The sequence below is a fragment of the Zhongshania aquatica genome (genome assembly GCF_027257955.1).
In the GTDB taxonomy this organism is placed as follows: domain Bacteria; phylum Pseudomonadota; class Gammaproteobacteria; order Pseudomonadales; family Spongiibacteraceae; genus Spongiibacter; species Spongiibacter aquatica.
On sequence record NZ_JANZNQ010000012.1, the window covers coordinates 104,939 to 131,842 of the forward strand.

22 protein-coding genes are annotated in these 26,904 nt (G+C 48.8%); 14 read left to right on the forward strand and 8 right to left on the reverse strand.

The annotated features are described in order from the left end of the window. Positions 1-12: 12 nt before the first annotated feature. Together lysA and lptM are read right to left on the reverse strand one after the other, a co-directional pair. Positions 13-1,260: a diaminopimelate decarboxylase gene (gene lysA, locus O9X78_RS13385; RefSeq protein WP_269620208.1), complete on the reverse strand. Its 1,248-nt coding sequence runs from the start codon at positions 1,258-1,260 to the stop codon at positions 13-15. Positions 1,261-1,266: 6 nt separating this feature from the next. Beyond that, the gene (gene lptM / locus O9X78_RS13390; protein ID WP_269620209.1) at positions 1,267-1,452 is read right to left on the reverse strand and encodes an LPS translocon maturation chaperone LptM; all 186 of its coding nucleotides are present in this window, start codon (positions 1,450-1,452) and stop codon (positions 1,267-1,269) included. A gap of 135 nt (positions 1,453-1,587) precedes the next feature. On the opposite strand from lptM, the gene cyaY reads away from it, so the two are divergent. Next, positions 1,588-1,902, forward strand: coding sequence for an iron donor protein CyaY (gene cyaY, locus O9X78_RS13395; protein WP_269620210.1), 315 nt, complete (start codon positions 1,588-1,590; stop codon positions 1,900-1,902). 201 nt (positions 1,903-2,103) lie between these two features. On the opposite strand, the gene O9X78_RS13400 is transcribed toward cyaY, so the two are convergent. Then, complete coding sequence (locus tag O9X78_RS13400) at positions 2,104-4,881, reverse strand: class I adenylate cyclase (protein WP_269620211.1); 2,778 nt, start codon at positions 4,879-4,881, stop codon at positions 2,104-2,106. 83 nt (positions 4,882-4,964) lie between these two features. After that, positions 4,965-6,974 (reverse strand): hydantoinase/oxoprolinase family protein, encoded by a 2,010-nt coding sequence (locus O9X78_RS13405; protein WP_269620212.1) that lies wholly within the window; start codon positions 6,972-6,974, stop codon positions 4,965-4,967. Positions 6,975-7,319: 345 nt separating this feature from the next. Between O9X78_RS13405 and mutM the strand changes: the two genes are divergently transcribed. Further along, positions 7,320-8,138, forward strand: a complete 819-nt coding sequence (mutM, locus tag O9X78_RS13410; RefSeq protein WP_269620213.1) for a bifunctional DNA-formamidopyrimidine glycosylase/DNA-(apurinic or apyrimidinic site) lyase — start codon at positions 7,320-7,322, stop codon at positions 8,136-8,138. Positions 8,139-8,367: 229 nt separating this feature from the next. On the opposite strand, the gene ggt is transcribed toward mutM, so the two are convergent. Further along, the gene (gene ggt, locus O9X78_RS13415; RefSeq protein ID WP_269620214.1) at positions 8,368-10,107 is read right to left on the reverse strand and encodes a gamma-glutamyltransferase; all 1,740 of its coding nucleotides are present in this window, start codon (positions 10,105-10,107) and stop codon (positions 8,368-8,370) included. 488 nt (positions 10,108-10,595) lie between these two features. Here ggt and O9X78_RS13420 point away from each other — a divergent pair, with 488 nt between their 5' ends. The 6 genes from O9X78_RS13420 (at position 10,596) to O9X78_RS13445 (ending at position 15,974) form a co-directional block, all read left to right on the forward strand. Continuing rightward, the gene (locus tag O9X78_RS13420) at positions 10,596-11,873 is read left to right on the forward strand and encodes a dicarboxylate/amino acid:cation symporter (protein WP_269620215.1); all 1,278 of its coding nucleotides are present in this window, start codon (positions 10,596-10,598) and stop codon (positions 11,871-11,873) included. 45 nt (positions 11,874-11,918) lie between these two features. Continuing rightward, positions 11,919-13,094, forward strand: a complete 1,176-nt coding sequence (locus tag O9X78_RS13425) for a hydroxymethylglutaryl-CoA reductase (protein WP_269620216.1) — start codon at positions 11,919-11,921, stop codon at positions 13,092-13,094. Between the two features lie 33 nt (positions 13,095-13,127). Beyond that, positions 13,128-14,333 carry a CaiB/BaiF CoA transferase family protein gene (locus tag O9X78_RS13430; protein WP_269620217.1) on the forward strand — a complete coding sequence of 402 codons (1,206 nt, stop codon included), beginning with the start codon at positions 13,128-13,130 and terminating at the stop codon, positions 14,331-14,333. A gap of 120 nt (positions 14,334-14,453) precedes the next feature. Beyond that, entirely contained in the window at positions 14,454-14,738 is a 285-nt protein-coding gene (locus tag O9X78_RS13435; protein ID WP_269620218.1) for a hypothetical protein, read from the forward strand. A 388-nt stretch (positions 14,739-15,126) separates the two neighbouring features. After that, entirely contained in the window at positions 15,127-15,393 is a 267-nt protein-coding gene (locus tag O9X78_RS13440; RefSeq protein ID WP_269620219.1) for a hypothetical protein, read from the forward strand. 185 nt (positions 15,394-15,578) lie between these two features. Continuing rightward, positions 15,579-15,974 (forward strand): lysozyme inhibitor LprI family protein, encoded by a 396-nt coding sequence (locus O9X78_RS13445; RefSeq protein WP_269620220.1) that lies wholly within the window; start codon positions 15,579-15,581, stop codon positions 15,972-15,974. 10 nt (positions 15,975-15,984) lie between these two features. Here the strand turns inward: O9X78_RS13445 and O9X78_RS13450 are convergent, their stop codons facing one another. The 3 genes from O9X78_RS13450 to O9X78_RS13460 all read right to left on the reverse strand — a co-directional run bounded on the left by O9X78_RS13450 (position 15,985) and on the right by O9X78_RS13460 (position 19,018). Beyond that, entirely contained in the window at positions 15,985-16,641 is a 657-nt protein-coding gene (locus O9X78_RS13450) for an FHA domain-containing protein (RefSeq protein ID WP_269620221.1), read from the reverse strand. 73 nt (positions 16,642-16,714) lie between these two features. Then, positions 16,715-17,551: a Stp1/IreP family PP2C-type Ser/Thr phosphatase gene (locus O9X78_RS13455; RefSeq protein ID WP_269620222.1), complete on the reverse strand. Its 837-nt coding sequence runs from the start codon at positions 17,549-17,551 to the stop codon at positions 16,715-16,717. 123 nt (positions 17,552-17,674) lie between these two features. Continuing rightward, a complete protein-coding gene (locus O9X78_RS13460) occupies positions 17,675-19,018 on the reverse strand; it encodes a sigma-54 interaction domain-containing protein (protein ID WP_269620223.1) in 1,344 nt (447 codons plus the stop codon). Between the two features lie 303 nt (positions 19,019-19,321). On the opposite strand from O9X78_RS13460, the gene O9X78_RS13465 reads away from it, so the two are divergent. The 6 genes from O9X78_RS13465 (at position 19,322) to O9X78_RS13490 (ending at position 26,878) form a co-directional block, all read left to right on the forward strand. Beyond that, complete coding sequence (locus O9X78_RS13465) at positions 19,322-20,674, forward strand: cytochrome ubiquinol oxidase subunit I (RefSeq protein ID WP_269620224.1); 1,353 nt, start codon at positions 19,322-19,324, stop codon at positions 20,672-20,674. A gap of 3 nt (positions 20,675-20,677) precedes the next feature. Further along, positions 20,678-21,670, forward strand: a complete 993-nt coding sequence (locus O9X78_RS13470; RefSeq protein ID WP_269620225.1) for a cytochrome d ubiquinol oxidase subunit II — start codon at positions 20,678-20,680, stop codon at positions 21,668-21,670. A gap of 22 nt (positions 21,671-21,692) precedes the next feature. After that, a complete protein-coding gene (locus O9X78_RS13475; RefSeq protein ID WP_269620226.1) occupies positions 21,693-22,604 on the forward strand; it encodes an MBL fold metallo-hydrolase in 912 nt (303 codons plus the stop codon). Positions 22,605-22,642: 38 nt separating this feature from the next. Next, positions 22,643-24,307, forward strand: a complete 1,665-nt coding sequence (locus tag O9X78_RS13480) for a bifunctional protein tyrosine phosphatase family protein/NAD(P)/FAD-dependent oxidoreductase (RefSeq protein WP_269620227.1) — start codon at positions 22,643-22,645, stop codon at positions 24,305-24,307. Positions 24,308-24,319: 12 nt separating this feature from the next. Beyond that, entirely contained in the window at positions 24,320-26,080 is a 1,761-nt protein-coding gene (locus O9X78_RS13485) for a SulP family inorganic anion transporter (RefSeq protein ID WP_269620229.1), read from the forward strand. 117 nt (positions 26,081-26,197) lie between these two features. Further along, positions 26,198-26,878 (forward strand): DUF21 domain-containing protein, encoded by a 681-nt coding sequence (locus tag O9X78_RS13490; protein ID WP_269620230.1) that lies wholly within the window; start codon positions 26,198-26,200, stop codon positions 26,876-26,878. Positions 26,879-26,904 lie beyond the last annotated feature (26 nt).

Genomic DNA, 26,904 nt, shown 5'->3' on the forward strand with positions numbered 1-26,904 from the left:
TCTACGTGCGCCTCAGGGCAACACAGTTTCGCCACGCATCAAGTCGGTGACAGTTTCGCGTGCGCGGATGAGGTGGTAGTTGTCGCCGTCCACCATGATTTCCGCCGCACGTCCTCGGCTATTGTAATTGGAACTCATGGTAAATCCATAGGCACCGCTTGATGCAAGGGCCAGTAAATCCCCTTCTTCTATGCAAAGTTCGCGATCCTTGGCCAAAAAGTCACCGGTTTCGCACACCGGGCCAACAAAATCGTAATGGCGGATAACGCCGTCTTGGCGGGGCTGTACGGCCAATAAGTCCATCCATGCCGAGTACAAAGCGGGTCTGATCATATCGTTCATTGCAGCGTCGATAATCGCGAAATTTTTGTGGTCGTTGAGCTTTAAATATTCCACACGAGTTAGCAATATTCCGGCATTGGCGACAATTGAGCGGCCGGGTTCAAACATTAGGGTAACTTTACGACCACCTAATTTTTCGCGGATGGCGCGAATATAATCTCCGGTAACGGGGGCGGTTTCATCGCGATAGCGCACACCTAAACCACCGCCGAGATCGAGATGAGAGATGGTGATATCCATCTCGGCCAGTACATCAACAAGTTTTAAAACCCGTTCAAGGGCGTCTAAAAATGGGCTGGTGTCGATAAGTTGTGAGCCTATATGGCAATCGATTCCCTTGATGTGAATATTTGCGAGTGACGAGGCGCGACGATATACCTCGGGCGCGCGGTCGATATCGATGCCAAACTTATTGTCGCGCAAGCCGGTCGAAATATAGGGATGGGTTTTTGCGTCTACGTCGGGATTAACTCGCACAGAAATTGGTGCAACAACATTCATTGTCGCCGCGACGGTATTCAAACGCTCCAGCTCTGCTTCTGACTCAACATTAAAGCAGTGAATACCCACTTCTAATGCCCGCTGCATTTCTGCTGCGGTTTTCCCCACACCGGAAAAGACAATCCGCTCAGGTTTGCCGCCGGCAGCAAGCACTCGCTCTAATTCGCCAGCAGAAACAATGTCAAAACCTGCGCCAAGCTTAGCTAATACATTTAACACCGCAATATTCGAGTTTGCTTTTACCGCGTAGCAAACTAAATGATCCTGACCGGTCAAGGCCTCGGTGTACTCGGTAAAGCGTTGTTCTAGGTAGGCGCGAGAATACACGTAGCAAGGGCTGCCGAATTCAGCGGCGATTTTCGTCAGCGGGACAGACTCGGCGTGAAGTTCGCCATTTACGTAATGGAAAGGGGTCATATTGGCTTACTCTTCGGCAGACGGCGTAGCCGTATCGGTAGTGATTTTCAGGCTTTCAGCAGATGTGTCAGCTGCGCTTGTGGATGCGGGCTTGATGTCGCCATCCTCGCTGGGAAGGACGAGAGGCCCGGTTTGGCCGCAGGCGCCCAATAAAACGACGCTGCAAAGTGCAAAAACCCGAAAGCTGACCATAACAAAGACCCTGAAAATAGCTAAGGCGCGCATTATACCTAGCTCGCGCTGCAAGCCCAATGGCTGTTATCGTACTGCAGATTGGAGGCAGGCTTAGTATACTGCCGCGCACAGAGCTTTAAGCGGAAACTAACTATGAACGAAGTCACATTCAACGACAATATTGATGAGTTGTTTACCACCATCGAAGATGCAATTGACGATCTTGATGCGGACGTAGACTGCGAAATTAGCGGCGGCGTGTTAACGCTAAAATGCCCTGATGGCAGTGCATTAATATTTAGCCGCCAGTCCGCTAGCAAGGAACTGTGGTTGGCCGCACGTTCCGGGGGCTTTCATTATAGTTGGCAAAACGATGAATGGTACTGTGCGCGTACCGAGCAAACACTGGCGGAAATGCTGGATGAAATTGGCCGCGAACAAATTGGTGAGGCGCTAGTAATCAATTGATCGGCCTTGGATACATTTGAGTGGCGAGTAACGATGACCTGCTTCTGCCGTATCCTGTGGATCGTAAAAAACCGCTGAGTTCGGACGTCAAACGAGTTTTACACGGGGCTTTTTAACGACTCCAATCATATCCGACCCTGATCGGGGATTCGTGTGAACAGAGCGAAAGCGTGAAATAAAGTTGGCCGCTTAATAATGCCCTCAGCGCGCTAACACGGAGGTATTCAATATTTCCTCTATATGTTGTTTGTAGCGCATATACACGCAGGTTTGCTGCGGCGGCATAATCCCAAGGTTTATCTTGCTGAGATAATAATGTTGCGGCGTAGCGCTAAGTAGCTGCAATTGCTTGGCGAGTTCATCGAACAGTTGCTGGCCTGCTTGCGCATAGCGAAAAAGTTGGTCGTTACACCGCATATCAAATACCAGCCGTCCGGCGGACTGAGTTTGTGCGATGGCTTCGAGATAGGGCTGATCCCCATCACTTGAAGCAATTGGCAGCTGAGTTAATTCGGTATTCGCTTCACTAATCCACTTGTCATCTTTTTGACGTAATTCGTAGACGAGAATGTCGTGATGACTCTGTTGTTCTTTTTTGCACTCCGTCAAAAAGCTCAAAAGTGGGAGTATTAGATCTTCAGCGCTGGTAAAGGCGGCGGTACTGTAGTGAAGTGAACCGCGTTCATCGCGTAAAAATAAATCCGCAGTATTTTCTCGTTGGTGAAAAAACACATAGCAATTGGGTGAGTTGGCAGTGTGAACAATACTCGCCAGTGCAGAATGAGGAGAGCAATACTTATCGATAATCATCGGACTATATTCTGCTTGCCCGCGACCAAGGCATTGAATGAGTTCTGAGTAACTCGCTGCGTAAATACTTTGTAAGTCGTCGTTTTTAGATTGGAGAATATAAAACCCGTTGCTCAGGGTAATAATTAGCCGGTTATTTGCCGACTTTTTGTAAAAAGCGCGACGTAGCAGCTCGGGTAAGTGCTTGGTGCGGTTCAGTAATTTATTGTCTGGATCGTTAAAGGAGAGTGCGTGAATACCAAGCTGATGGCTGCCGCGACTGACCTGTACCATAAGCTGCTGGTAACTTCTAAATGTGTTAAGTACCGTTTCAGTGCCGCTAAAGGCGATCGAAGATACTTCGCCCCAGCTATTAATAGTGACCATTTCTAATTGATCGATTGGATAATGGTAGCTCTCACTTGCTACGCGCGCCGTGCCCAGTGCGCTAAGTGCGTGTTGGCCAAGATTGAGGTAGAGCAATAGCGTTTCCGGCACTTTGGGGCGATTAAAGGCCTCATGTTTATCTGGGTCAGCGGCGTAGGCATTACGCGGTAGATATTTGCATAGATGTTGCGCTAGTCGCCGTAACTCATTTTCTGTTATGCCGTTTTGCCGGCCATTGATCCGTAGGCGACTGTAGTCATTAATTAGGCCATTGCAGTAACACCAGCATAGCAAACCGCTAAGGTGGTCGTGCTCTTGTAGTATGGCATCCGTTTCGAAGTCATGGTGTGCGCTAGTGCTGACAGCCCAGCGGCGCTGTTCGCCAAATCCAGATGAATGGAAAAAAAGTTGCTCTTCAGATAGATCAGGTGCAATGCCGGGATTTAACCATTCCACTTTATTTCGCTTACGCTCAAAGGCGGCGTATAACTTGCGACCAAGTAAAGTCATCTCTTGTGATTTGATTAATGCCGGTCGTTTACTGCGCTTGGCAAAGTCCTGTAAAAATCGGTAACTATTGGTTAGCTCGGCGACCAAAAAACGATGCTCTTCACGCACACGCCGCAATTTCCAGCGGTTGCGAGTATCGAGGTTGAGCATTTGTTCCGGCGGCCATTTCCATTCTTGAATTAGTTTTTCGAGTAATTGGCGCCGCCACGTTGTACCTGATTGGCTTGGTTGTGACAGACGTATGCCGACTTTGAAATAGAAGGCGCGGCGAGTCAGTTCCAAGCGGTCGAGCTCACTACGTGCGCTGAGATAACTAGCGAGTCGTTGATAGACCATAACGTATGGGTCTAGTGTGTCTGCGTCGGTAGTGCCTCTATAAATGGCGTCTTTAAGGCTGACGCAAATTGGCAGCACTTTGGGAAAGTCGCGCGCGTAGGCTTCGGTCAGCAGCAACTTTAAAACCGCTTTATAGGGCGAGCTAATCGCTTTATATAATTGCCAGACCCCTGCGCCAATAAACTCACCGGCGGGAATATCTGATACGCCACCGAAATCGATGGACTCATTCGGACCGACGAAACCTTGGGAGTGGAGTAGGGCAGTATATTCCTGGTAATTCACCTCTTCCTCTGGCGGCACTAACCACCAGATAGGGTATCGTCCAGCGACCAAAAGAGCGCTGCGATAGAATTCATCTAAGAGTAAGAAATGCTGGCTAGTGCCTGCAGATTCCGCGCTGATTCTGTCTCGTTGGCCACGACGAAACTGATCGTTATTCATTAAGAAGAAATGGATTTCCAGCCCCAAGTTTTTTGCCCATTCCGAAATAGCGCCGGCTTTGCGATAGAGCTTCTCAATATCAGATTCATCAAGGTCTGCGTGGTGACAAAGCCATACGTCTAAGTCAGAATTTTCTGCTTGCGCTACCGTGCCGCAGGAACCCATCAAAAAGATACTGTGGATTCTTGGGGCGGCTTGATCTTCGGGGCGGTAGTTAACACTGCGCGCAATGTTGTTGCGCAGCCTGTCTAGCGTGACAGAGTCGGGTTGGTAGCCATCTATACCACAGGGTGCACTTAGGCTGTTGTAACCGGGTAAAATAGGGTGATTTATATGGATTAGCAGTGGCAGTAAATCGAGAAAGATTTGTTGTCGGGGTAGCAGCGCGGTGCGAGTGCGAAGCAGGCGTTCGTGGTTTAGTCTTAAAAAACGATCACGAATCTCCGCAAGTCCTTCGTGGGTAATGCCGCGATCGAACAGGGGGTTGTGAGTGTGAATAGACGTGTCCGCCATATAGTGCATCCGATGTAAATCTGTAAGCACTGTACCGGCAATTACAGTGTCTTGTCATGTGCGGTATTGTTTCCGTACCGGTGTTATTGGCTGTGTTTATTCAGTATTAAATGGCCTTTGGGATCTGCCTGCGCTTGCCAATGACGCGCGATCCAAACAGTGGCTACGGTATCGCTAATGAGCGCTGGGCCAGTAATGACTTGATGCGCGCGCAATTGCTGCCTTTCATAGCGTGGCACGCTGGTCATGTGCTCAGCGTCGTCTAGCGTGATTGTGTGGAAGTCGACCTCATGTGCAGGCGGCCCGGTAAGGACGTCTGGGAGTGATAATTCAAGAGTGTCGGCTCGCAGCGCTTGACGAATATTTATCAGTTGAATGGGGAGATCTAGTTCGTGTCCGTAGTGATCCCGGTGTGCTTTATGAAATGCACTTTGTAGGTTTGCTGTATCGTTTTGCCACGCTAAATTGAGTGTATAGGACTGCCCGACATAACAAAGGTCAACACTCGCATTCGTGACAATTTGCGCAGCATCTATGCCTTCCACGATTAATTGTTCGCGGCCAGTATCGGCTAGTTCTAGTAGTGCTTGTTCTAACGCGGCGATATTGGTTTCTGCTAAGCCGGTGTTAATGGTACGAGAGAGTTGTCGCTCTCTCGGCGCGAGTAACATGCCGAGCGCAGAAAATACTCCAGCATAATTTGGCACAATGATTTCGTGGCAAGCTAATGCGTCGGCTAATGCACAAATATGCAAGCCGCCCGCACCGCCAAAGCAGCAGAGACTAAAATCTGCGGGATCATGTCCTCGCTGCACAGAGATGACCCGCAGCGCGCGGACCATATGTTCGTTGGCGATGTCGACAATGCCAGCAGCTGCGTTTTCAATACTGAGGCCAAGTGAGTTTGCTAGCCCGTTAATCGCGGCCCTTGCTGCCTCGTAGTTAATTGGCATATCGCCGCCGAGTTGCGCGTTGGCGGGGAGTCGGCCAAGCACAACGTTGGCGTCGGTGACAGTGGGCTTCAGACCGCCTTTGTTGTAGCAGGCTGGGCCTGGTTCGGCCCCCGCCGATTCCGGGCCTACTCGCAACATTCCGCCCTCATCGAGATAGGCTATCGAGCCACCCCCCGCACCGATGGTATGCATATCGACCATGGGGACAGCGACGGGGTAGGGGCCAATGCGACCTTCATTGGTCAGTTTTATCTCGCCATTAATTAAGGCGACGTCACTGGATGTGCCCCCCATATCGAAGCTCATTAATTTAGGTCGTTGCAGGGATTGGCCTAAGTATTTAGCTGCGGCTAGTCCTCCAGCGGGACCAGACAGCAATAGATTGACTGCTCGCTGCGCGGCATTGGCGGCGTCGGTTGTGCCACCGGAGGATTGCATTACCGAAATTGGCGTGCGCTTTAAGGACGCCCGTAAATTCCCTAAATAGCTTGCGACTTTAGGCCCAAGCCAGGCGTTCAACCACGTCGCCATGCCCCGTTCATATTCTTTATATTCGGGTAAAACCTCGGATGAGCGGGAAATGAATATCCCCTCGGGAATGTGTTCTGCAATGGCTTTTTCAAATTGGCTGTCGATGAACGAAAATAGTAGGTTGATCGCCACAGCATCTGGCTGAATACGTTTTATTTCAGCTATTAGTCTGTCTAAGTCATGCTCTGAGAGCGCTTCGACTATCACGCCGTCGGCGCCCACTCGTCCGCCAGTTTCCAAACAGAGTGAGGCGGGCACGGGAACCACTTTTGGCTTGGGCTTGAGATCATACAATTTGTCGCGGGTTTGACGGCCAATCGTAAGCATATCGGCAAAGCCGCGGTTGGTGATAAATACTGTTTTAGCCCCCTTGCCCTCCAGTGCTGCGTTAGTCGCTACCGTGGAGCCGTGAACAACCACCAAGCGACCAGCGTCAACTAGATCCATCAAACCGAGCTGGCGAATACCGTTTAAAATGGCGACTTCGGGCTGCGCTGGCGTAGACGGGCATTTATAACAGTGAATTTGATTGTCCTGAAATAAGACAAAATCAGTAAACGTGCCGCCGGTATCGACACCTAGGTAAGCAAGTGGGGCAAGATTAGACATAACAAACTCAAACGAAGACGGTACGCTATTGTCGCTAGTCAGCGGGACTTTGTCATTGCTTGACGCGACGCATTCGCTACGCCCACATGGATGCCCGATCGGAGTCGGGGATGATGGTGGATCGGACGGAAATGAGAGTGCTAAATCTGCATCTCAACACCTCGTCGTATCGGACTTGATTGAGGATCTATAGGTCTCTGGCTATTGGTGGCACCCTGTGAACCCCCGAAGTATTTACAGCGATAGCCTAGGCTAAAGATAACAAGCCATCTAAGCCCACTCATTACGGCGGCCATCAAGCTGAGATACAATCTGTATCCACAAATAATCCTGATTGAGAATGTCGTGCCCGAATTACCCGAAGTAGAAACCGTAAAGCGTGGTATTGAACCGCATCTCGTGTCGCGACGTTTTGAAAAAGTCATCGTTCGAGATCATAGACTTCGCTGGCCGGTTGATCCTAATTTAGCGGACCATTTGCTGGGTCACGAGATCTTAAGTGTTGAGCGGCGTGCGAAATATGTCTTAGTGCGTTTGGCTACCGGATACTTAGTAATACATCTTGGCATGTCGGGGCGACTGTACTTTGTCAGTGCTGACACTCCTCCAGCCAAACATGACCACGTGGATTGGCTACTCAGCGACGGTCAATTACTGCGCTACACAGACCCAAGGCGTTTTGGCGCAGTACTGTGGATTTCTGGTGATGATGTTTCAATACATAAATTGTTCTCGTCGCTTGGTCCTGAACCATTATCTGAAGTTTTCGATGCTGAATATCTGTTTAAACATTCTAGGCGTCGTAAAGTCCCAATAAAAAGCTATTTAATGTCTGCCACTGTCGTTGTGGGCGTCGGGAACATTTATGCCAACGAAGCGCTTTTTATGGCGGGGATCTTACCGACGCAGGAGGCTGGGAAAATCAGCCTTGCGCGGTATACACGATTGGTTACAGCAGTAAAGTCAGTGCTTGAAAAGGCGATCGCACAAGGTGGCACCACACTAAAGGACTTTGTCGGTGGCGACGGAAAGCCAGGCTACTTCAAACAAGAGCTGCAAGTTTATGGTCGCGGGGGTAAGGCCTGCAATAACTGCAAACGAGTTCTTCACGAAATTCGAATGTCGCAGCGTACAACTGTGTTTTGCACAACATGCCAACGGTAGATATCTAAATACATGGTCCGTCTGAATAAGGAATATAAGTCCTAGGTTCTGCGTGCCTGTTCGCGGCCAAAAGTCCGAAGCCTATTGATCCCCGATCAAGCTGGGGATGAGAAGGGGGAGGTGTTTGATTGTCATAACTCACACTGCGGTTATCTACGTGGCCTTACTCGACCCCGATCGGGTATCCATATGAGGGTAAGCGAATGCCTTTATCCTAAGAAGCAAAGCGTCAAAACCCCAGTACTTGCCCCTCTCTGCGAGGATCGGCAGCGCCTTTTAAGCCGGTGTCTTCAATCATAATCCCGTGTAAACCACTGGTTTGATCGCGCTCGGTAAATTGGTGGCCGCGTTGTTGTAGATTTTTTTTCACTTCATCAGAAAATCGTCCGGTTTCTAATTCGGTAGTATCGCCCATCGCGATGATGTGACCAGCGCTTATCGCGTCGGCAATGTCTTCGCCTTCAGCGAGAATTCGATAAATGCTGCCGGCAACATAATCAATAATACGAGCGCCACCTGGCGAGCCAATAGCAAGTACTGGTTTGTCGTCTTTAAAAATAATCATCGGTGACATTGATGAGCGCGGACGTTTTCCGGCCTCTATGCGATTCGCTATTTTGCCGCCATCAGAATTGTCTGGGCTGAATGAAAAGTCGGTGAGCTGATTATTAAGTAGAAATCCATCAACAAAAATACGTGAGCCAAAGGCGGTTTCTATACTGGTCGTCATACTTAAAACATTACCGCTCGCGTCCACAATACTAAAGTGACTGGTGGATGGAAGTTCAGGCGACGTGCTAGTGATTCGAGTTGGCGAGGCGGGAGGCTGACCGGCAAACACCTCTTGGGTACGTTTTTTTAGGTCTATTAACGCTGCTCTTCGTTTTAAATAAGCTGAATCTACTAGTCCAGCTGTCGGCACTTCAACGAAGTCAGGATCGGCTACATACGTATTCCGATCTGCAAAGGCGAGGCGAGACGCCTCGATAAATGTGTGAAGAAAGTCCGCTTCGGTGAAAGTGGAATTAGCGTCGCCGGTAGCCTCAATCATTTTTAAGATTGCCAGTACGGTTGTACCACCCGACGAGGGTGGTGGTGCGCCGCAGACCTTATAAGACCGAAAGCTAGCGCAGATCGGCGTCCTTTCTTTGGCTTTGTAATTTTCTAAGTCTGTTTTACGTAATAAACCCGCGCGATGTTGATCAGACTTAACCGCGTTGACGATATCCTTCGCGATATCACCCTTATAAAAAGCAACACTACCTTTTGTGGCGATCTTCGATAAAGCTGCCGCGTAGGCAGGGTTTTTAAGGATAGTGCCGACGGGTTTTGGTGTTTTCTCATCGCTAAAGAAATAAGCCGTAATCGCTGGGTTAACAGCAACCTTCGGCATTTCAAGTAGTAAAGTATGTAAACGCGGTGAGACAACGAAGCCATCATTGGCTAGTGAAATTGCGGGAGCAAACAAGGTTTTCCACGGTAGCTTACCGAACCTTTTGTGTGAGGCTTCAAGCATGGCTAATACACCGGGAACGCCAACAGAATAGCCGCCGATAACCGCATCAAAGAATCCCATAGGCTGACCATCGGGAGTTAGGAAGTGATGTTCATCGACTAACTGCGGCGCAGTTTCCCGGCCATCCCAGCTGCTGAGCTGCTTACTCGTTGCATCCCAATACAGCATAAAGGCGCCGCCACCAATGCCAGAGGACTGCGGTTCTACGAGACCAAGCACCAGTTGTGCGGCTATGCCCGCATCGATAGCTGAGCCTCCCGCGCGTAATATTTTTTCCGCAGCGTAGGTGGCATAAGGATTAGCGGTAACTGCCATCGCTGATTCTGCGCTAACGGTGGTGGACTCGGTAAAACCACTAGCGGCCTCCGGAATAATGACAGGGTCACTGGCGTAACTGATCGATGAAACCAAAAAAGCGGCGGCAATTGTGAACGTTGGTCTCTTAAAAAACATAGACATGGCAGCTGTCACAGAAAATGATGTTGTCTGCAGCTTGCCACGCAATAAGATAAATCGCAAAGAAAGGCCGAGCACAACTAATATCATGAAGTGGGAATAGTGAGCGGTTTTAACCTAAAGACCAAAAAGTGGTTAATACTAGCTGCGCAGAACCTTGTTAAAGCCTCATCACTTGGCTCGTTTCGGGCTTTGCCAATATTTCAGAATATTCCCTCAAGCCCGTGGCATTACTATAAATTAGGGTAAGAGATCATCGTATTTATCGGCGGCATAGCGACGTATTGGTTAATAGAGAATCGCAGCTCAACATTCAGAAGACATGGAATTACCCCGCCTAAAGGCTAAAGGTACACATTTCCGCCTCATTTTCCGGCTGGCCATTATTGTTGTAGCGCGCTAGAGTAAAGCCAGAAATCTAAATGTTGTACTCTAGTTTGTAATGTTGTCGGTCCCACTACCTTAGCTAACGAGTTAATTCCACTATGCGAAATATTCCCCTGCATTGGCAAATTGTCGCTGCCATTTTATTAGCCGTCGCAGCGGGTATTTTGGGTGGCGCCGATGCGGGTATCGGCAGTGTGAGTTTTATTTCGGTCTACGCGTTTTTAGGCACGATGTTTCTCAATGCCTTAAAAATGCTAATTGTGCCCTTGGTGATGTCATCTATTATTAGCGGGATGGCCGGTGTGGGCAGCGATAAGCTAGAAAAGCTGGGTGGAAAAACCCTGCTGTTTTACGCGTCTAGTAGTCTCATCGCCATTTTAATCGGCCTTGTTGTTGTGAACGTTGTCGCGCCTGGCGGCGGCGATAATCAGGCTTTGGCAGCAACTATTAGCAGTAGTGATCCTGAACTTAGTGAGACCTTATCTAAGGTGGAAGGTCGGGGCGTTGGCGATATTGTGCAAGTGTTTGTGCGCATGGTGCCCACCAATATTGTCAGTGCGGCGGCCAACGGTGAAATGCTGGGACTGATATTTTTTAGTTTGTTATTTGGTTTCTTCCTAGCGCGGGGCAAATCAGAGCACGCCACCACCCTCAGACATTTTTGGCAGGGTGTCATGGATATCATGACTGATATAACCATGTGGGTGATGAAATTTGCACCCATCGGCGTATTTGGGTTAGTGGCTAAAACGGTGGCCATTACCGGCTTTGCTGCGTTTAAGCCCATGCTGCTGTTTTTCTTTACGGCCTTAATTGCGCTCATGATTCACGCTTTTGTCGCATTGCCACTAATACTTCGGTATATCGGGGGAGTTAGCCCCAAAAAGCATTACGCGGCAATGACGCCCGCTCTTCTGACAGCCTTTTCAACAGCCTCCAGTTCCGCGACGTTACCACTTACTTTAGAGAGTATTCAGGAGAAGTCTGGGGTATCCAAGCAGGTCAGCGGTTTTGTGCTGCCACTAGGTGCAACGGTCAATATGGATGGCACGGCGCTTTATGAATGCGTTGCGGCGATGTTTATTGCGCAGGTCTATGGCCTAGAGTTGGGGCTTGTAGAACAGTTTACGATTGTGATGATTGCGCTGCTCACCTCCATTGGTGTGGCTGGTATTCCAGCGGCAAGTCTTGTCGCAATTTCTGTCATTCTCGGCGCAATCGGCCTGCCTTTAGAGGGCATTGGTTTGTTGCTGGTCACCGACCGTATCCTCGATATGATACGTACCGCAGTGAATGTGTTTAGTGATTCCTGTGCCGCTGTTGTCATTGCCCGCAGCGAAGGCGAGGAGACCTTAATTGCTGCGAATCAAAAGTGATTGATGCCTTAAGGGCGAAATTCCATAACAATAAATAGGACTTTCATGAGCGAACGTAAGCCGATTCCTCGGGTAAAAGGGGATAATTATTCTGAAGACGCGGCGGCTTTACGTCGTAATTTTATTGAAGAGCAAACAGGGGTAAAGCTTAAACATACCGCGCACTATTCGATAGATCCCAATAGTGTTGAAGGCAACGCTGAAAATTTTATTGGTGTTGTGCAAATGCCGGTCGGGGTTGCTGGGCCCTACCTCATTAATGGCGAACATGCGCAGGGTGTATTTTATGTTCCCATGGCAACCACCGAAGGAACGCTAATTGCGTCATATAGCCGTGGTATGCGGGTAATTTCAGAATCGGGTGGCGCTACCGTTACCGTTATCGAAGAATTTATGCAGCGCGCACCGCTGTTTGAATTTTCTAGTGCTCGCGAGGCCAGAGATTTTTCTAACTGGTTGGATTTGCAGCTACAGGTCATTCGTCAGCAGGCGGAAAGTACGACCTCTGTCGGCAAGCTACAGCATATTCAGAAATGGGTGATCGCCAATAAAATATTTACCCGCTTTAACTACACAACTGGCGACGCTGCGGGTCAGAATATGACCGGCAAAGCTACCCACAAAGCCTGCCAGTGGATTTTAGCTAACTATCCCGGTGTCGTTAATTTCTCGCTTTCAAGTGGTATAGAAACTGATAAAAAACACTCACATATGAACCTTCTGCACAGCCGTGGTAAGAAGGTCGTTGCCGAGGCGACAATAAGCAAAGACGTGCTCAAAGATCTTATGCGTGCAGATCCTGAGCGCATGTTTCGGCTTCGCCAACGCACCATGCTTGGCAGCTTGCTCGCGGGTTCAGCCTACAATGGCCCGCATTCTGCCAATGGCATTGCGTCAATGTTTATCGCCACAGGCCAAGATGAAGCCAATGTGGTTGAGTCACATACGGGAATAGCGTTTATGGATCTTACCCCAGCGGGTGATTTGTATTATTCCGTCACCCTTCCGTCGATTATTTGTGCAAGCTATGGGGGCGGCACAGGCTTGGCCACTCAGCGTGAATGCCTTGAAATGATGGATTGTTACGGGCAGGGAAAGGCGCGAAAACTTGCCGAGATAATTGGCGCCACGGTACTCGCCGGAGATTTATCCTTGGCGGCCGCAATAGTTGCCGACGAATGGGTATCTAGTCACGATCAGCTCGGTCGTAATCGTCCTTAACGAAATTAATGTAAAAGAAACGACGCTTCCCTCATGACAAGTGCACACCAAGGCCCGCTTCAGGGCATTCGAGTTTTAGAATTGGGGCAGCTCATTGCCGGTCCCTTCACCACCACTATGCTGGCGTATTTTGGTGCCGAAGTGATTAAGATCGAGCCGCCAGGTATTGGTGACCCTATCCGCCGTTGGCGCAGTATGAAAGGTGACACCTCGCTGTGGTGGTATAGCATAGGCCGAAATAAAAAATCAGTGACAGTAGATCTTCGTCATCCCGACGGCCAGGCTTTGGTTCGCGAACTTGCCGCTCAGTGCGATGTGTTGGTAGAGAATTTTCGTCCTGGCGTGATGGAAGGCTGGAAATTGGGGCCGGAGGATTTGAAAGTGGCGAATCCTGAGTTGGTTTATACCCGTATTTCTGGCTATGGCCAAACGGGCCCTTATGCTGAAAAGCCCGGCTTTGCCTCGGTCTGCGAGGGCATCAGTGGCTTTCGTCATCTCAATGGATTTCCCGGCGAAGCCCCTGTGCGGCCCAATTTGAGTCTCGGAGATAGTATCGCATCACTGCATGCCATTATTGGTATTTTAATGGCGCTCAACGCACGCGATCGCGGTGTGCACAAGGGCCAAGTTGTCGATGTCGCTTTATACGAAACCATGTTTAATATGCTGGAATCGGTGGTGCCAGAATACGCTGAGGAAGGCGTTATACGCGAGGCCTCCGGTACGACGTTAACCGGCATCGTTCCAACAAATACCTATCGCTGTAAAGATGATAAATTTGTGATCATCGGCGGCAATGGCGACTCAATTTTTAAACGCTTAATGATAGAAATTGGCAGGGCGGATTTCGCGGCAGATCCGGCAATGACTGACAACGCTGGCCGCGTAGTCCATCAACAAAAAATTGACGAAGCTATTGGTGATTGGTGTCGCCAGCACGATATATTAACTGTCATCGAAAAGCTCGAAGCGGTTCGGGTGCCGGTCGGGCCAATTTATAATGCCGAAGACATGGCCAATGACCCGCACTTTCAAGCTCGTGGTCTATTTGAAAAAGTAAGTATTGATGCCACAAATACCGTAACGATTCCCGGCATGTCGCCTAAGCTTACAGGTACTCCTGGCGCCACCCAATGGGCGGGACCAAAGCTTGGTCAACATACCGATGAAATTCTCAAGGGAATACTTGGTATAAGTGATGAAAAGCTGAGGATATTGAAAGATGAGGCCGTAATTTAGTGCTGATTTTCGCCAGTGCGACGGCATAGTGGAAGAATTAATTTTTGAAAAATTGGACGGTAAAGAAAGCATCTATGCCGCTTATACGTTCTCTGATTTGAGTTTTCTCGGGGTAAGGTTATGCATTTAGACAAAGCCAAAAAGCGTATCGCGAAGCAGGTGAAAAAGGGCTTCAATGGTTATCCAATGGTGTCATTAGCCTATTTTGGTGAAAGCCCTGACATGGCGAAGGAAGTTGTCATTTCGTTTATCGTTGAAGAGGGCGCAGAGCCGCAGTTACAAAAATTTGTCTGTCAAACGGATGCCCGAGAAGACGAAACGATACAATCGACATTGGTCAAAATTATTGAACGTGCAGATGCTGCAACGGTGACTGAAGTCGCGGGTGTTGCTCTTATTGGCTAGATTAGTTAAAACGACATCACGTCTTAATGCCCCGTTTTTATTCGTGACGTGTGTGTATCCTTTATCGCTCTAAAACTCGTCTTTTCGACTGATAAATCCGGCATTAAAGACAAGTCCCGTGCTTTGCGGCATAATATGACAGCAATGCCTGTCAGGATTCCTCATATTACGAAAACTGCTTGGTGATTAGCGGGTGTTTTTTCCGCAGTGTCAGCATTCAGTATCGCCTCGTTTTCAATCGACATACAAACGTAGTGATTAAAAGGCGTTGGATAAGAGCTTAGATTTGTAAGTCTCAGAACTCCAGCGCGACCAATTTAAACGCCATTCGCTGCGCTTATACCCGCGCGCTGAGGCAGCGCCAACTTTGCAAGGATATAATTTGATTATGCAGGATAAAATTAGCGCCATATTAGAATACCTTAACGAAAATAAAACCCGTTGCAGTAATAGCGCCGCGGCTGAAGCCTTGGGTGTTACTGGGCCGGAATTAAAGAAGCTGTTAGGTGCGCGGCGGCCTGAAACCTCGTGGTTAGTTAACTATGGCACGGGCGAGCCTGCTGGCTATAGTGCGGATGACAAGCATCCTGATCTATACCGCACAAAGCGTATAATTAAATCTGCAGAAGTGCTGACCCGAAATCTCGATTTATAAAAACGTCATTGGCTTCAGATTGACGTTGATCTTATGATCGGGAGCTATCCTGTTTGCTATATCTGAATAGCGACTTGTGGCGGAAATGGATTTTGGCTGTACAACAAAGCGATGACTCGCTGGTCAAAGACCTATCGACGCGACCTTTAACAGCGGCAAGCGCGTTATATTGAATAGAGGCCACAATGCTCAAGTTCTGTATATATCTAGCGATAGTATTTGGTACCGCATCGGTTCACGCTTCTGCGCTCTGCTCTATGGAAGGCAATCAAAGTGAGATGAATGCCTGTGCGGCGCTTAAACATCAGGCGCAAAAAGAAGGTCTAGACAGTGCGTTGGCAGAGGTGTTGGCCATTGCAAAGTCTAAGAATCAAGGCTTTGGTCCGCAACCCGAAGACATTCAACGCTCCCAAGATACTTGGTTAAGCTTCGCTGAACAGCACTGCCGTCTCTTAGTGACGTGGGGCGGCAGCATGGCCGCAATGCAATATCATTTGTGTATGGCAGACCTCTACGAGCAGCGACAAAAACAAATCAGTGTTCATATATGTCACCCCGCGCTCGGCCCCTGTTCGCCTTAAAAAGCGCTGCTTACATCGCTTCAGGCGGCGCGGGAATCAATGCAAATTTGAGCTGGGTGCCGGCAATTTCAACCACATCACCACTGTTTAGCTGGCGGGGCTGTAGTCCAATTTCTACACCGTTCAGCTTGGGCGTACGACCATCTTTGCCCTCTACATGTTCTAGGTAGTAATCCTGTTGCCGACGACTAATGGCGGCCACTTGGAGGCCCGCTTTACCTAGTTTTGCCAAGGGTTTGTTCAGCGTCATTTCTCGTCCAGCGGAACCACCATTGAGTACTTGTAGTTTGCCGATCATCGGCACTGGGGCCGGCTCTACACGTTTAGCGCTAGGCCGCATGGCGATAGTTTTTTCGATTTCCGCTTCACCGCTGGAATACATTTCACCGTGATAGGTGAGTGAATGCTTTCCTATAGTGATGTAGTCGCCGTTGCGAAGTTGATGACGAGATACGGCAGAGCCGTTTACAAACGTGCCATTTGTGCTGCCAAGATCGACTAAAAAACTGTCCTTGAGCACTGTTTCTATAGCGGCATGACGGCCGCTTACGGCCAGATTTTCGATGCAAATATCATTGTCAGGTGCTCTGCCGATAGATACCCGCTCCTTGTTTAGCGGGAAATCCTCAAGCACTCTACCCTGAAAACTGAGAACCAGTTTAGCCATAATCCAATCCGTATTTGACTTGCATTCCCTGGGTGTGCCGCCTCTATTTATAAGTGGCTGTGTGGGTCACCCTCTAATCAAACCAGTCCAGCTCTTCTTCGGAGGAGCTCTCCTGCCCAGCTACTACTTTATCTACACACACTACAATAATCGAAATATTATCATTGCCACCGGAATTATTCGCCATTTTAAGTAATTGATTCGCGGCGACCTCAGGGTTCGCCTGACAGGTGGCTAGCACATCAGCAATTTGCTCGTCGCTCACCATACCGGTTAGGCCATCTGAGCACAGTAAATAGTAATCGCCGGCCCGCAATAGATCCTCTAAAAGATCCACCTCAACAATATCAGCAAGGCCTAAGGCTCGGGTGATCACGTTTTTATTACGAGAGTTGCGTGCCTCCTCTTGGGAGTATTCATTCCGGTCAACCATCTCCTGAACCAGTGTATGGTCGGTGGTGAGCTGGTCTAAAAATCCCTCGCGGAAGCGGTACAGTCGTGAATCACCGACATGAGCGACGGCGATGCGGCTGCCGTGAAAGCTAGCCGACACCAAGGTCGTGCCCATACCTTGTCGCGCAGAATTACGTTGCGCATTGTCGAAGATGGCGGTGTTGGCAGCGTAAATTGCGTCTCTCAACGCAAGGGTTTGATGGGAGAACTCTGACATTTCAGTCACAGTATCGTCGTTGTCCTGATCTGCCGCTAAAAATTGAGTAAAGCCTTCAATAGCAAGCGCGCTGGCCACTTCACCGGCATTGTGCCCCCCCATGCCGTCGGCAACTAATACATAGCCTTGGTCAACAGCCACATGAATTGCGTCTTCGTTATGGCTGCGCACTTGGCCAATATCGCTTATGCCATATGCGCGTATTATTGTTCTCTCTTCCATATTTATACGCTTATTCATTAGTGAAGCCTGAGTATAGTCATCCGCTTTTAGAATGGTCAATGTGGATAGCGGTTATAAAGCATTTTGTCGAAGGTGCTTCGCTATTTTAATAGACTTCGCTGCAAGCATGGACAACCGTTATCACTGACTCACTTCCCCAAGTTTTCTGTACAGGGATCTAAGGCTGATGCCAGCTATATGCGCGGCTTTTGCCTTGTCGCCTTTGCAGTGGGCTAGAAGCTCATTTAAGTAACGACTTTCCTGTGTCTTTAAATCCTCCCAGTGTTCTTTTGGCTCGGCTTTTTGTGGGCGAATATCCCCCATGCATCGCTCCACCACCTTTACGTCAATGATGTTGGACGGCGCAAAAATAATAGCGCGCTCTAATACATTCCGTAATTCCCGAACATTGCCGGCAAAACGGCATTTCTCCAGTAGTTTGATGGCGGACTCGGTAAGACGGTAACTGCCCTTATTACTGAGTTTTTCGAGAATGGATTTAGCAATAAGGGCGATATCGTTGCCGCGCTCCCGCAAAGGCGGCAGGACGATTGGAAATGCATTAATTCGATAATAAAGATCTTCGCGAAACTCGCCGCTGGCAACACATTCCGACAAATTCTTATGGGTTGCACAAATTAAGCGAAACTGCGCACGCTTTACTTCGGTACTGCCCACGGCACGATAGGTCCCTGTCTCGATCAAGCGTAACAATTTGACCTGCATCCCCATGGGAACATCGCCAATTTCATCAAGAAATAAAGTACCGCCAGCAGCGCTATCTAATAGGCCGTGTTTATTAAACATGGCGCCAGTAAATGCCCCTTTAACATGACCAAATAATTCACTTTCAAACAGTGTTTCGGTGAGGCCGGCACACTCAATGGTCACCATGGGTCGTCCTGAGCGGGGACTTGCGTCATGGATCGCTTTGGCGGCCAATTCTTTACCTGTGCCCGACTCGCCCATCAGTAAAACCGAGGTGTCTCTCACGGCCACTAAGTTGATCATCTCGACGAGGGTATTAAAGGCGGGGCTGCGCCCGACCATGGTTTGGGTGCTTAACTCGGCGCTAGCAATGTGTACAGACTTGAGTATTTCGACAAAGTATTTGAGCTCTCCGTCGCTTCCGCGAATCGGCAACATTTCTACGTCGACGTGCTCTTTCCCTCGTGGGGTGCTGTGAACGTGTAGAACGCGTTCTTTAGCACCGGAGTTTTTGCAGGCAGCCAGCGGGCAGCTCTCGCCTGCTTGATCGCAGGGGACTTGGTAACCGTGTGAGACCTGGTAGCAGTGTGCGCCCTTGTCGATCTCAATGTCGCCAAAGGCCGAACTATAGAGCTCGTTGGTAGCTAATATTTTGTAGTCAGCGGATACCAGTATGGCCGGGTAGTCAAAGCCATCAAGCATGTGTGCGACATCTGAATCTGAGTCTTTGGCGATTAGCTGCATGTCTTTGTCATTTTTGTCATTGGTGGCTGTCAATAATGGCAAGCTATTGAAGGTTTTGCCAGTGTCATTCTTACCCTGAGCACAAATATTTTAGTTTTATGTATAAAAAACAAAGGCTTAATTAATATATTCTGAGCGCGTCTGGTGTGGCATATGCCTTGCTCTAACCCTGCTCAAGTACACAGATTTGCCTTGTTACGCATTGGCAACGTCGGTGATCCAGTGTCGTATGTTTTCCAAATTATTCGACGATCATCGCTGTGTACTAACCTAAGTGCCACGTGCTTTTACACGAAATTCGATAAATAGAATGAAACACAAAATGGGTAGATAGATATGGACTTTGATCCCTTTGTTCTGGCTCGCATTCAGTTTGCGACTAATATTAGCTTTCATATTTTGTTTCCGGCCATCTCGGTTGGCTTGGGTTGGATACTGCTTTTTTTCCGGATGCGATTCACTCAGACCGGTGACAAGGCATGGGAGTACGCCTATCAATTTTGGGTGAAGATCTTCGCCCTTACCTTCGCCATGGGCGTGGTGTCAGGTATTACCATGAGCTTTCAGTTTGGCACTAATTGGCCAGGCTTCATGGAAAAGGCAGGTAATGTGGCTGGGCCGCTACTCGGTTATGAAGTGCTGAGCGCGTTTTTCCTAGAGGCCTCCTTCCTCGGTATTATGCTATTCGGCAAAGATCGCGTTTCTAACCGTATGCACTTAACCAGTTCTTTTCTCGTCGCCTTTGGTACAACCCTATCGGCGTTTTGGATTCTCAGTCTCAATTCTTGGATGCAAACGCCCACTGGATATTATTTAGAAGACGGCGTGGTAATGGTAGATAGCTGGATGGAGGTAATATTTAATCCCTCTTTCCCCTATCGCTTCTTCCATATGCTGATTGCCTGCATGTTAACCTCGGCCTTCGTTGTAGCCGGAGTGAGCGCATGGCGCGCCTTGCGCAATGTCGATGGCCCCGCCACATGGAAAGTAATGAAAACTGGCGTGATGATGGCGGCGGTATTAGCGCCTGTTCAGATTTTGGTTGGCGACCTTCACGGTATAAATACTCTGGAGCATCAACCGGCAAAAATTGCCGCTATGGAAGCGGTATGGGAAACCGAGAAAGGCGCTCCATTTACGATATTCGCCCTCCCCGATGAAAAAACGAAAACGAATCGCTACGCCATTGAAGTACCCTACGCCGCAAGTTTGATTCTTACCCACGACCCAAATGGTGAAGTAAAAGGACTGGAAGAATTTGAAGGAGTCCACCCTCCTGTTGCTATTGTATTTTGGTCGTTTCGCGTCATGTTGGCTGTTGGTGGCCTGATGGTCTTAGTTGCTTGGTGGGCCGCCTGGCAATTGCGTGGTAAGAATACCGCGACAAAACCTTTGTTGTACGCATTATCGATCATGACCTTTTCCGGTTGGGTTGCCGTGTTGGCAGGGTGGTATGTGACTGAAATTGGTCGCCAGCCCTGGATCGTTAGTGGTGTTCTTAAAGTGCAAGATGTCGTTGCTGATCACAGCAGCGCGACGCTGGCAGGGACCTTGTTCGGCTATATATTGCTGTATGCATTCTTGCTGGCCTCGTACATCGGCGCTATTCGTCATTTGTCCGGAAAGCCAGCAGCGTCCTTGAGTCTCACAGCGATAGGCAAGCCAAACACCATCAATAAGGAGGGCTAGGAAATGGAATATTGGTTACCAATTATTTATATGGGCATCATGGGCTTGGCCTTGTTGATCTACGTTATTTTAGACGGCTACGACCTTGGCGTTGGCATGTTGGTGCCGTTTGCCGAGGAAGACGAAAAGGACATGATGATCGCGTCTATTGGTCCTTTCTGGGACGCGAATGAAACCTGGATTGTTCTTGGCGTTGGGGTTCTGCTCATTGCCTTTCCCATCGCACACGGCATTATTCTTACAAGCTTATATTTGCCTGTCACTATTATGTTGATGGGCTTAATCCTGCGAGGTGTGGCGTTTGATTTACGCGTAAAAGCGGGCGACCACCGTCGTGGCTTATGGAATAAGGCTTTCTTCGCCGGTTCGCTCATTGCATCACTGGCCCAGGGTTGGATGCTTGGCGCCTATATTACCGGCCTGCAAGACTCCACAACCAGCTTGCTGTTTTCCGCGCTTATTGCCCTGACCCTGCCTGCACTCTATCTCATTTTAGGCTGCGGTTGGTTGCTCATGAAAACCGACGGTGACTTGCGCAACAAGGCAATTAACTGGGGGCGTAAGGCAATTTGGCCGATGGGGCTTGGTCTGTTTATGGTGTCTATTGCTACACCAATAGTTAGCGCCAGCATTGCAGAAAAATGGTTCACCTTTCCAAATGCCTTATATTTAATGCCCATTCCCCTTGTATGTGTTCTTTGTTTCGGGGCTATTGTTAGGGTGCTATACAAGCCTTCGGTACTTATAAATGGTTATAGCTGGCTTATTTATGCGAGTACGGTGTTGATTTGTCTTATGGCAAGTCTTGGTTTGGCTTACAGTATTTTCCCCGACATTATTATTGGCGACCTCACTATTTGGGAGTCAGCATCCTCGGTGAAATCATTGCAATTTACCCTAGTGGGCGTCGTGATCACTCTACCCGTTATATTGATTTACACATTTTTTGTTTACCGAATTTTTCATGGCAAAGCGACGGCGTTGTCTTACGAATAATCTGAATTAGGAGGTTAACACAATGAGTAAATTATCACTTAACGACGGTTTACCCTTTAAAGCCGATCTGTCGGTAAAACCAGATGTCTTGGCGTTTTTTGATGAGCCGACGAATACGTTCACCTATGTGATTAAGGACCCGGGCTCGAAGGCTTGCGCGGTTGTTGATTCGGTGATGGAAATTGACTACGCGGCCGGTCGCTTAAGTTTGCATGGCGCAGACAGGATTATCGACTACATTCGGGCGCAAGATTTAGATCTGCAATGGATTATCGAGACCCATGTTCACGCAGACCATTTGTCAGCGGCACCGTATATTCAGGAAAAACTCGGCGGGAAAATTGGTATCGGCGCAGAGATTACGACAGTTCAAAATACCTTCGGCAAAATATTTAATGAAGGTAGTGAGTTCTGTCGAGACGGTTCCCAGTTTGATCGTTTGTTTGAGGATGGCGACGAGTATTTTGTTGGCGAATTACGCTGTCATGCTTTGCACACGCCCGGCCATACACCTGCCTGCATGACGCATATCATGGGCGATGCTGCCTTTGTTGGGGACACCCTATTTATGCCAGATGGTGGCAGTGCCCGTGCGGACTTTCCCGGCGGCGACGCAAGAATCCTCTATCATTCAATTCAGCGTATTTTATCCTTACCTGATGAGCTGCGTTTATTTATGTGTCATGACTACATGCCAAATGGTCGCAACGTTGAGTATGAGAGTAGCGTCAAACAGGAGCGCGAGCACAACATTCATGTTCATCAGGGCGTGAGCGAAAGCGATTTTGTCGCTATGCGTGAAAAGCGGGATGCGACACTAGGTATGCCTCGGCTTATTTTGCCGTCACTACAGGTCAATATGCGGGCCGGTCACTTGCCTCCCGCAGATACTAATGACGTCGTTTATCTAAAATTACCACTGAACTTGCTGTAGTCATTCATCAGCGCAATAGTCGAACTTGTGGAGTTAGCATGGAAATTAAGAATTTAAGCCCTAACTTAAGCGTATCAGCTCAAGTGTTAGTGAGTGATATAGATAAGCTGGCAAAGCGTGGAATTCGCACTCTCATTTGTAATCGGCCCGATGGTGAAGGGGCAGATCAGCCGTCATTTTCTGAAGTGAAAAAAGCGGCAGAAGAGAGCGGTATTGAATGCTATTACCTGCCGGTAACCACAGGCAAAGTGACTGACGAGGACGCCGCTGAATTCGCAAAATTACTAGAGAACGACGGGCCTATCCATGCTTTTTGTCGCAGCGGTATGCGCTCGACCACGTTGTGGGCGCTCGGCCAAGCTGGTAAGCAGCCAATGGCAGATATTGTCGATTCAGCCAAGGCGGCTGGTTACGATATGACAAGTGTCGCTGCCAGAATAGCCGGTGCTAGTGGCGAATTAAAGGCTCAGCGCAGCTACGATGTTGTTGTGGTTGGCGGTGGCGCTGCGGGCATTTCTGCGGCGGCGAGCATACTGGAGAGGGACGATTCCCTGTCTATCGCAATTATCGATCCGGCTGAAAAACATTATTATCAACCGGGCTGGACGCTAGTTGGCGCGGGTGTGTTTACGCCACAGCAAACCGAAAGACAAATGGCATCGTTAATTCCTGAGAAAGCCGAATGGATAAAAGCCGCAGTTGCGGCGTTTAATCCAGAAACGAATACCGTTGTGCTTGAAGGGTGCCGCATAATTAAATACACCCGTTTAGTCGTAGCCGCAGGTTTAAAGCTTAACTGGGATGGTATAGAAGGACTTAGCGAAACACTGGGTCGCAACGGTGTCACGTCAAACTATCGCTATGATCTTGCGCCCTATACGTGGGAGTTAGTAAGAAATTTAAAGCAGGGTCGCGCCTTGTTTACCCAGCCGCCGATGCCGATTAAATGTGCAGGGGCACCACAAAAGGCTATGTATTTATCCGGCGATCATTGGTTTAGAAGCGGAGTCTTAAATAAGATTGATATTGAATTTTATAATGCTGGTGCAGTCTTGTTTGGTGTTGCCGCCTATGTGCCAGCGCTAATGAAATATGTTGAAAAATATAGCGCCGCACTGCGTTTTAATCATAAGCTTGTCCGCATCGATGGCGACAAAAAAACCGCGTATTTTGAAACGACCGCCGTCGACGGTAAAGTTGACATCATCAGTCGTGAATTCGATATGATTCACGTTTGCCCACCACAAACCGCACCAGATTTTATTCGTAACAGTCCCTTGGTCGATGAAGCTGGCTGGGTCGATGTTGATCAAGCGACGCTGCGTCACAAGCGTTATAGCAACATTTGGTCATTAGGCGACGTAGCAAATTCTCCCAACGCTAAAACAGCCGCCGCAGCGCGTGCACAAGCACCGGTTGTCGCAAGCAATATTATTGCAGACATAAAGGGCACCCATCGCGTTGCCCATTATAACGGTTACGGCTCCTGTCCTTTAACGGTGGAGCGAGGCAAAATCGTTCTTGCTGAATTTGGTTACGGCGGAAAACTTCTGCCCAGCCTGCCGACGTGGTTATTGGACGGCACCAAGCCCACACGAGCGGCGTGGTTTTTAAAAGAACGCTTACTGCCGCCCATATACTGGCAAGGCATGCTTAAAGGAAAAGAATGGTTGGTTAGCCCCACGATGACAGACGAAGTGTAAGGAATAGGCCTGTTGAAAAAGTCGGTGTTTAAGCAATACCTCCCTATACTGGCTTGGGGTGCTGAGTATCAACGTGAAACCTTAATAAGTGATTTGTTGGCGGCGGTGATTGTGACCATCATGCTGATCCCCCAGTCGCTTGCCTACGCGCTACTCGCTGGCCTACCGCCTGAAATGGGTTTGTACGCCAGCATGCTGCCCTTGATTGCCTACGCTATTTTCGGCACCAGCCGCACTCTGTCCGTTGGCCCAGTTGCTGTAGTCTCGCTGATGACGGCGTCTGCCATTGGTCATATCGCGGCACCGGGTAGCGTTGGCTATATCGAGGCTGCGTTATTACTCGCGTTGTTTTCAGGGCTATTCTTACTCGGCATGGGTATCTTGCGGATGGGATTTTTAGCCAATTTTTTATCCCATCCTGTGATCGCCGGTTTTATCACCGCTTCCGGGATTATCATCGCTTTTAGTCAGCTTAAACATATTTTGGGCGTGACCGTTTCAGGCGAAAATCTTTTTCATTTACTACGAGCGTTGGCTGGTGAAGTTGCCAACACCAATATGTATACGGTTGCTGTTGGGCTGCCGGTATTGGCGTTTTTGTTCTGGGTAAGAAGTGGCTTAAAACCGCTTTTAATGCGCGCAGGCTTAAGCGATAAGGCAGCGGGTATGCTGTCTAAAACTGGCCCTGTTTTAGGAATAATCGCCACCAGTGTTGCGGCCTATGTGTTTGATTTAGGAAGCCACGGCGTCAAGTTGGTTGGCGATGTACCCAATGGCATACCTAGCCTGCAAATGCCAAACCTCAGTAATAGTGCGTGGCGTGAATTGTTGGTGTCGGCCATTTTCATATCCGTTATTGGCTTCGTTGAATCTGTGTCGGTGGGGCATACCTTGGCGGCAAAGCGACGTCAAAAGATAACACCTAATCAGGAGCTAATTGGTCTCGGCGCCGCCAATGTGGCGGCGGCGTTTTCCGGTGGTTATCCGGTAACGGGTGGTTTTGCCCGCTCAGTGGTGAATTTCGATGCGGGCGCCGTGACGCCAGCGGCGGGTATGTTTACCGCAGTCGGCATTGCCGTCGCGGCTATGTTTTTCACCCCGTACTTGGCTTATTTACCAAAGGCAACCTTGGCAGCAACGATTATTGTCGCCGTGTTATCGTTGGTCGATTTTTCTATATTAAAACGAAGCTGGGGATATGCTCGCAGTGATTTTATTGCGGTCAGTACCACGTTGTTCATTACCTTAGTTGCCGGTGTCGAAAGTGGCGTTGCCTGCGGCGTGTTTGCCTCGTTGGCGCTACATCTATACAAAACCTCTACGCCTCATATGGCGGTTGTTGGCGAAGTGCCGGGCACTGAGCACTATCGCAATGTGAATCGCCACAAGGTCATCACCCACAGTGAAATACTGTCATTGCGCGTTGATGAAAGTCTCTATTTTGCCAACGCGGGTTTTATTGAAGATCGGATATACGAATTACTGGAACAAAATCCTGCCGTGCGCCACGTTATTTTAATGTGTACAGCAGTAAATGAAATTGATCTTAGTGCCCTAGAAGCGCTCGAATCGATTAACCATCGATTAAGTGATAGCGGCATTAAGTTATATTTATCCGAGGTTAAAGGACCGGTTAGCGATGTTCTAAAGAAAACTGATTTTATCACGCATTTAAGTGGCGAAATATTTCTTTCCCATCATCACGGTGTGCAGAAGATTCTCGCCAGTACGGCGGGGCAAGAAAGCGATGGCGTTGAAAACTGGAATATTTAATTATGTATTCAATTCGTTTTAAAGATGATTTGGTTTTCGCTGTCAGGATTTGTCAAAGCTTGACATTACTGTCTTACGGTGAGGAAATCGATCTTACGCAATCATGCTGATGTCCCTATGATTTTATTAATAATTTATGTCGCTATTGCCTTGGGCGTTTCTTTTTTATGTTCGGTATTAGAAGCTGTATTACTGAGTGTAACGCCATCTTATATTGCCGCAGAAGAAGAGCGCGGCCATCGCAATGGACAGTTATGGTCTGCCTACAGAACGGATATTGATAGGCCCTTGGCAGGCATTTTGAGTCTCAATACCATTGCCCATACCGTGGGTGCGGCCGGGGCCGGAGCGCAGGCAACTGCCGTATTCGGAGAAGCCTATTTCGGCGTCATTTCAGCACTTCTCACACTATTAATTTTAGTGGTTTCAGAGATTATTCCGAAAACCCTGGGCGCTTTGTTCTGGCGCCAATTGGCACCCATCTGTGCTGTGATATTGCAATTTGTCATGTGGTCTATGTACCCATTGGTGCTTATGGCGCAGGGTATTACCCGATTGTTATCTCGGGGCGCCGGCTCACAGTCCATCAGCAGAGAGGAGTTTGTTGCCTTGGCTGAGGTCGCTGTTCGTGAAGGTATATTAGATCAGGATGAGTCCAGTGCGGTTGCCAGTTTAATCCGCTTTAGGTCGCTGCAGGGTAAGCGTTCATTTCAAGACGTAGTTGACTTACTCCACGTCCCGAAGTGGTCTCAGCAAACCCGGCGAGATCTTATATTGCTTCGTGCCGTCTTCGGCTAACACGATGACACTCTTGCGATTGATTT

Coding starts and splice junctions, on each gene's coding strand:
- lysA (WP_269620208.1), bottom strand. CDS start 1,260: ATGACCCCTTTCCATTACGTAAATGGCGAACTTCACGCCGAGTCTGTC.
- lptM (WP_269620209.1), bottom strand. CDS start 1,452: ATGGTCAGCTTTCGGGTTTTTGCACTTTGCAGCGTCGTTTTATTGGGC.
- cyaY (WP_269620210.1), top strand. CDS start 1,588: ATGAACGAAGTCACATTCAACGACAATATTGATGAGTTGTTTACCACC.
- O9X78_RS13400 (WP_269620211.1), bottom strand. CDS start 4,881: ATGGCGGACACGTCTATTCACACTCACAACCCCCTGTTCGATCGCGGC.
- O9X78_RS13405 (WP_269620212.1), bottom strand. CDS start 6,974: ATGTCTAATCTTGCCCCACTTGCTTACCTAGGTGTCGATACCGGCGGC.
- ggt (WP_269620214.1), bottom strand. CDS start 10,107: ATGTTTTTTAAGAGACCAACGTTCACAATTGCCGCCGCTTTTTTGGTT.
- O9X78_RS13420 (WP_269620215.1), top strand. CDS start 10,596: ATGCGAAATATTCCCCTGCATTGGCAAATTGTCGCTGCCATTTTATTA.
- O9X78_RS13425 (WP_269620216.1), top strand. CDS start 11,919: ATGAGCGAACGTAAGCCGATTCCTCGGGTAAAAGGGGATAATTATTCT.
- O9X78_RS13430 (WP_269620217.1), top strand. CDS start 13,128: ATGACAAGTGCACACCAAGGCCCGCTTCAGGGCATTCGAGTTTTAGAA.
- O9X78_RS13435 (WP_269620218.1), top strand. CDS start 14,454: ATGCATTTAGACAAAGCCAAAAAGCGTATCGCGAAGCAGGTGAAAAAG.
- O9X78_RS13440 (WP_269620219.1), top strand. CDS start 15,127: ATGCAGGATAAAATTAGCGCCATATTAGAATACCTTAACGAAAATAAA.
- O9X78_RS13445 (WP_269620220.1), top strand. CDS start 15,579: ATGCTCAAGTTCTGTATATATCTAGCGATAGTATTTGGTACCGCATCG.
- O9X78_RS13450 (WP_269620221.1), bottom strand. CDS start 16,641: ATGGCTAAACTGGTTCTCAGTTTTCAGGGTAGAGTGCTTGAGGATTTC.
- O9X78_RS13455 (WP_269620222.1), bottom strand. CDS start 17,551: ATGAATAAGCGTATAAATATGGAAGAGAGAACAATAATACGCGCATAT.
- O9X78_RS13465 (WP_269620224.1), top strand. CDS start 19,322: ATGGACTTTGATCCCTTTGTTCTGGCTCGCATTCAGTTTGCGACTAAT.
- O9X78_RS13470 (WP_269620225.1), top strand. CDS start 20,678: ATGGAATATTGGTTACCAATTATTTATATGGGCATCATGGGCTTGGCC.
- O9X78_RS13475 (WP_269620226.1), top strand. CDS start 21,693: ATGAGTAAATTATCACTTAACGACGGTTTACCCTTTAAAGCCGATCTG.
- O9X78_RS13480 (WP_269620227.1), top strand. CDS start 22,643: ATGGAAATTAAGAATTTAAGCCCTAACTTAAGCGTATCAGCTCAAGTG.
- O9X78_RS13490 (WP_269620230.1), top strand. CDS start 26,198: ATGATTTTATTAATAATTTATGTCGCTATTGCCTTGGGCGTTTCTTTT.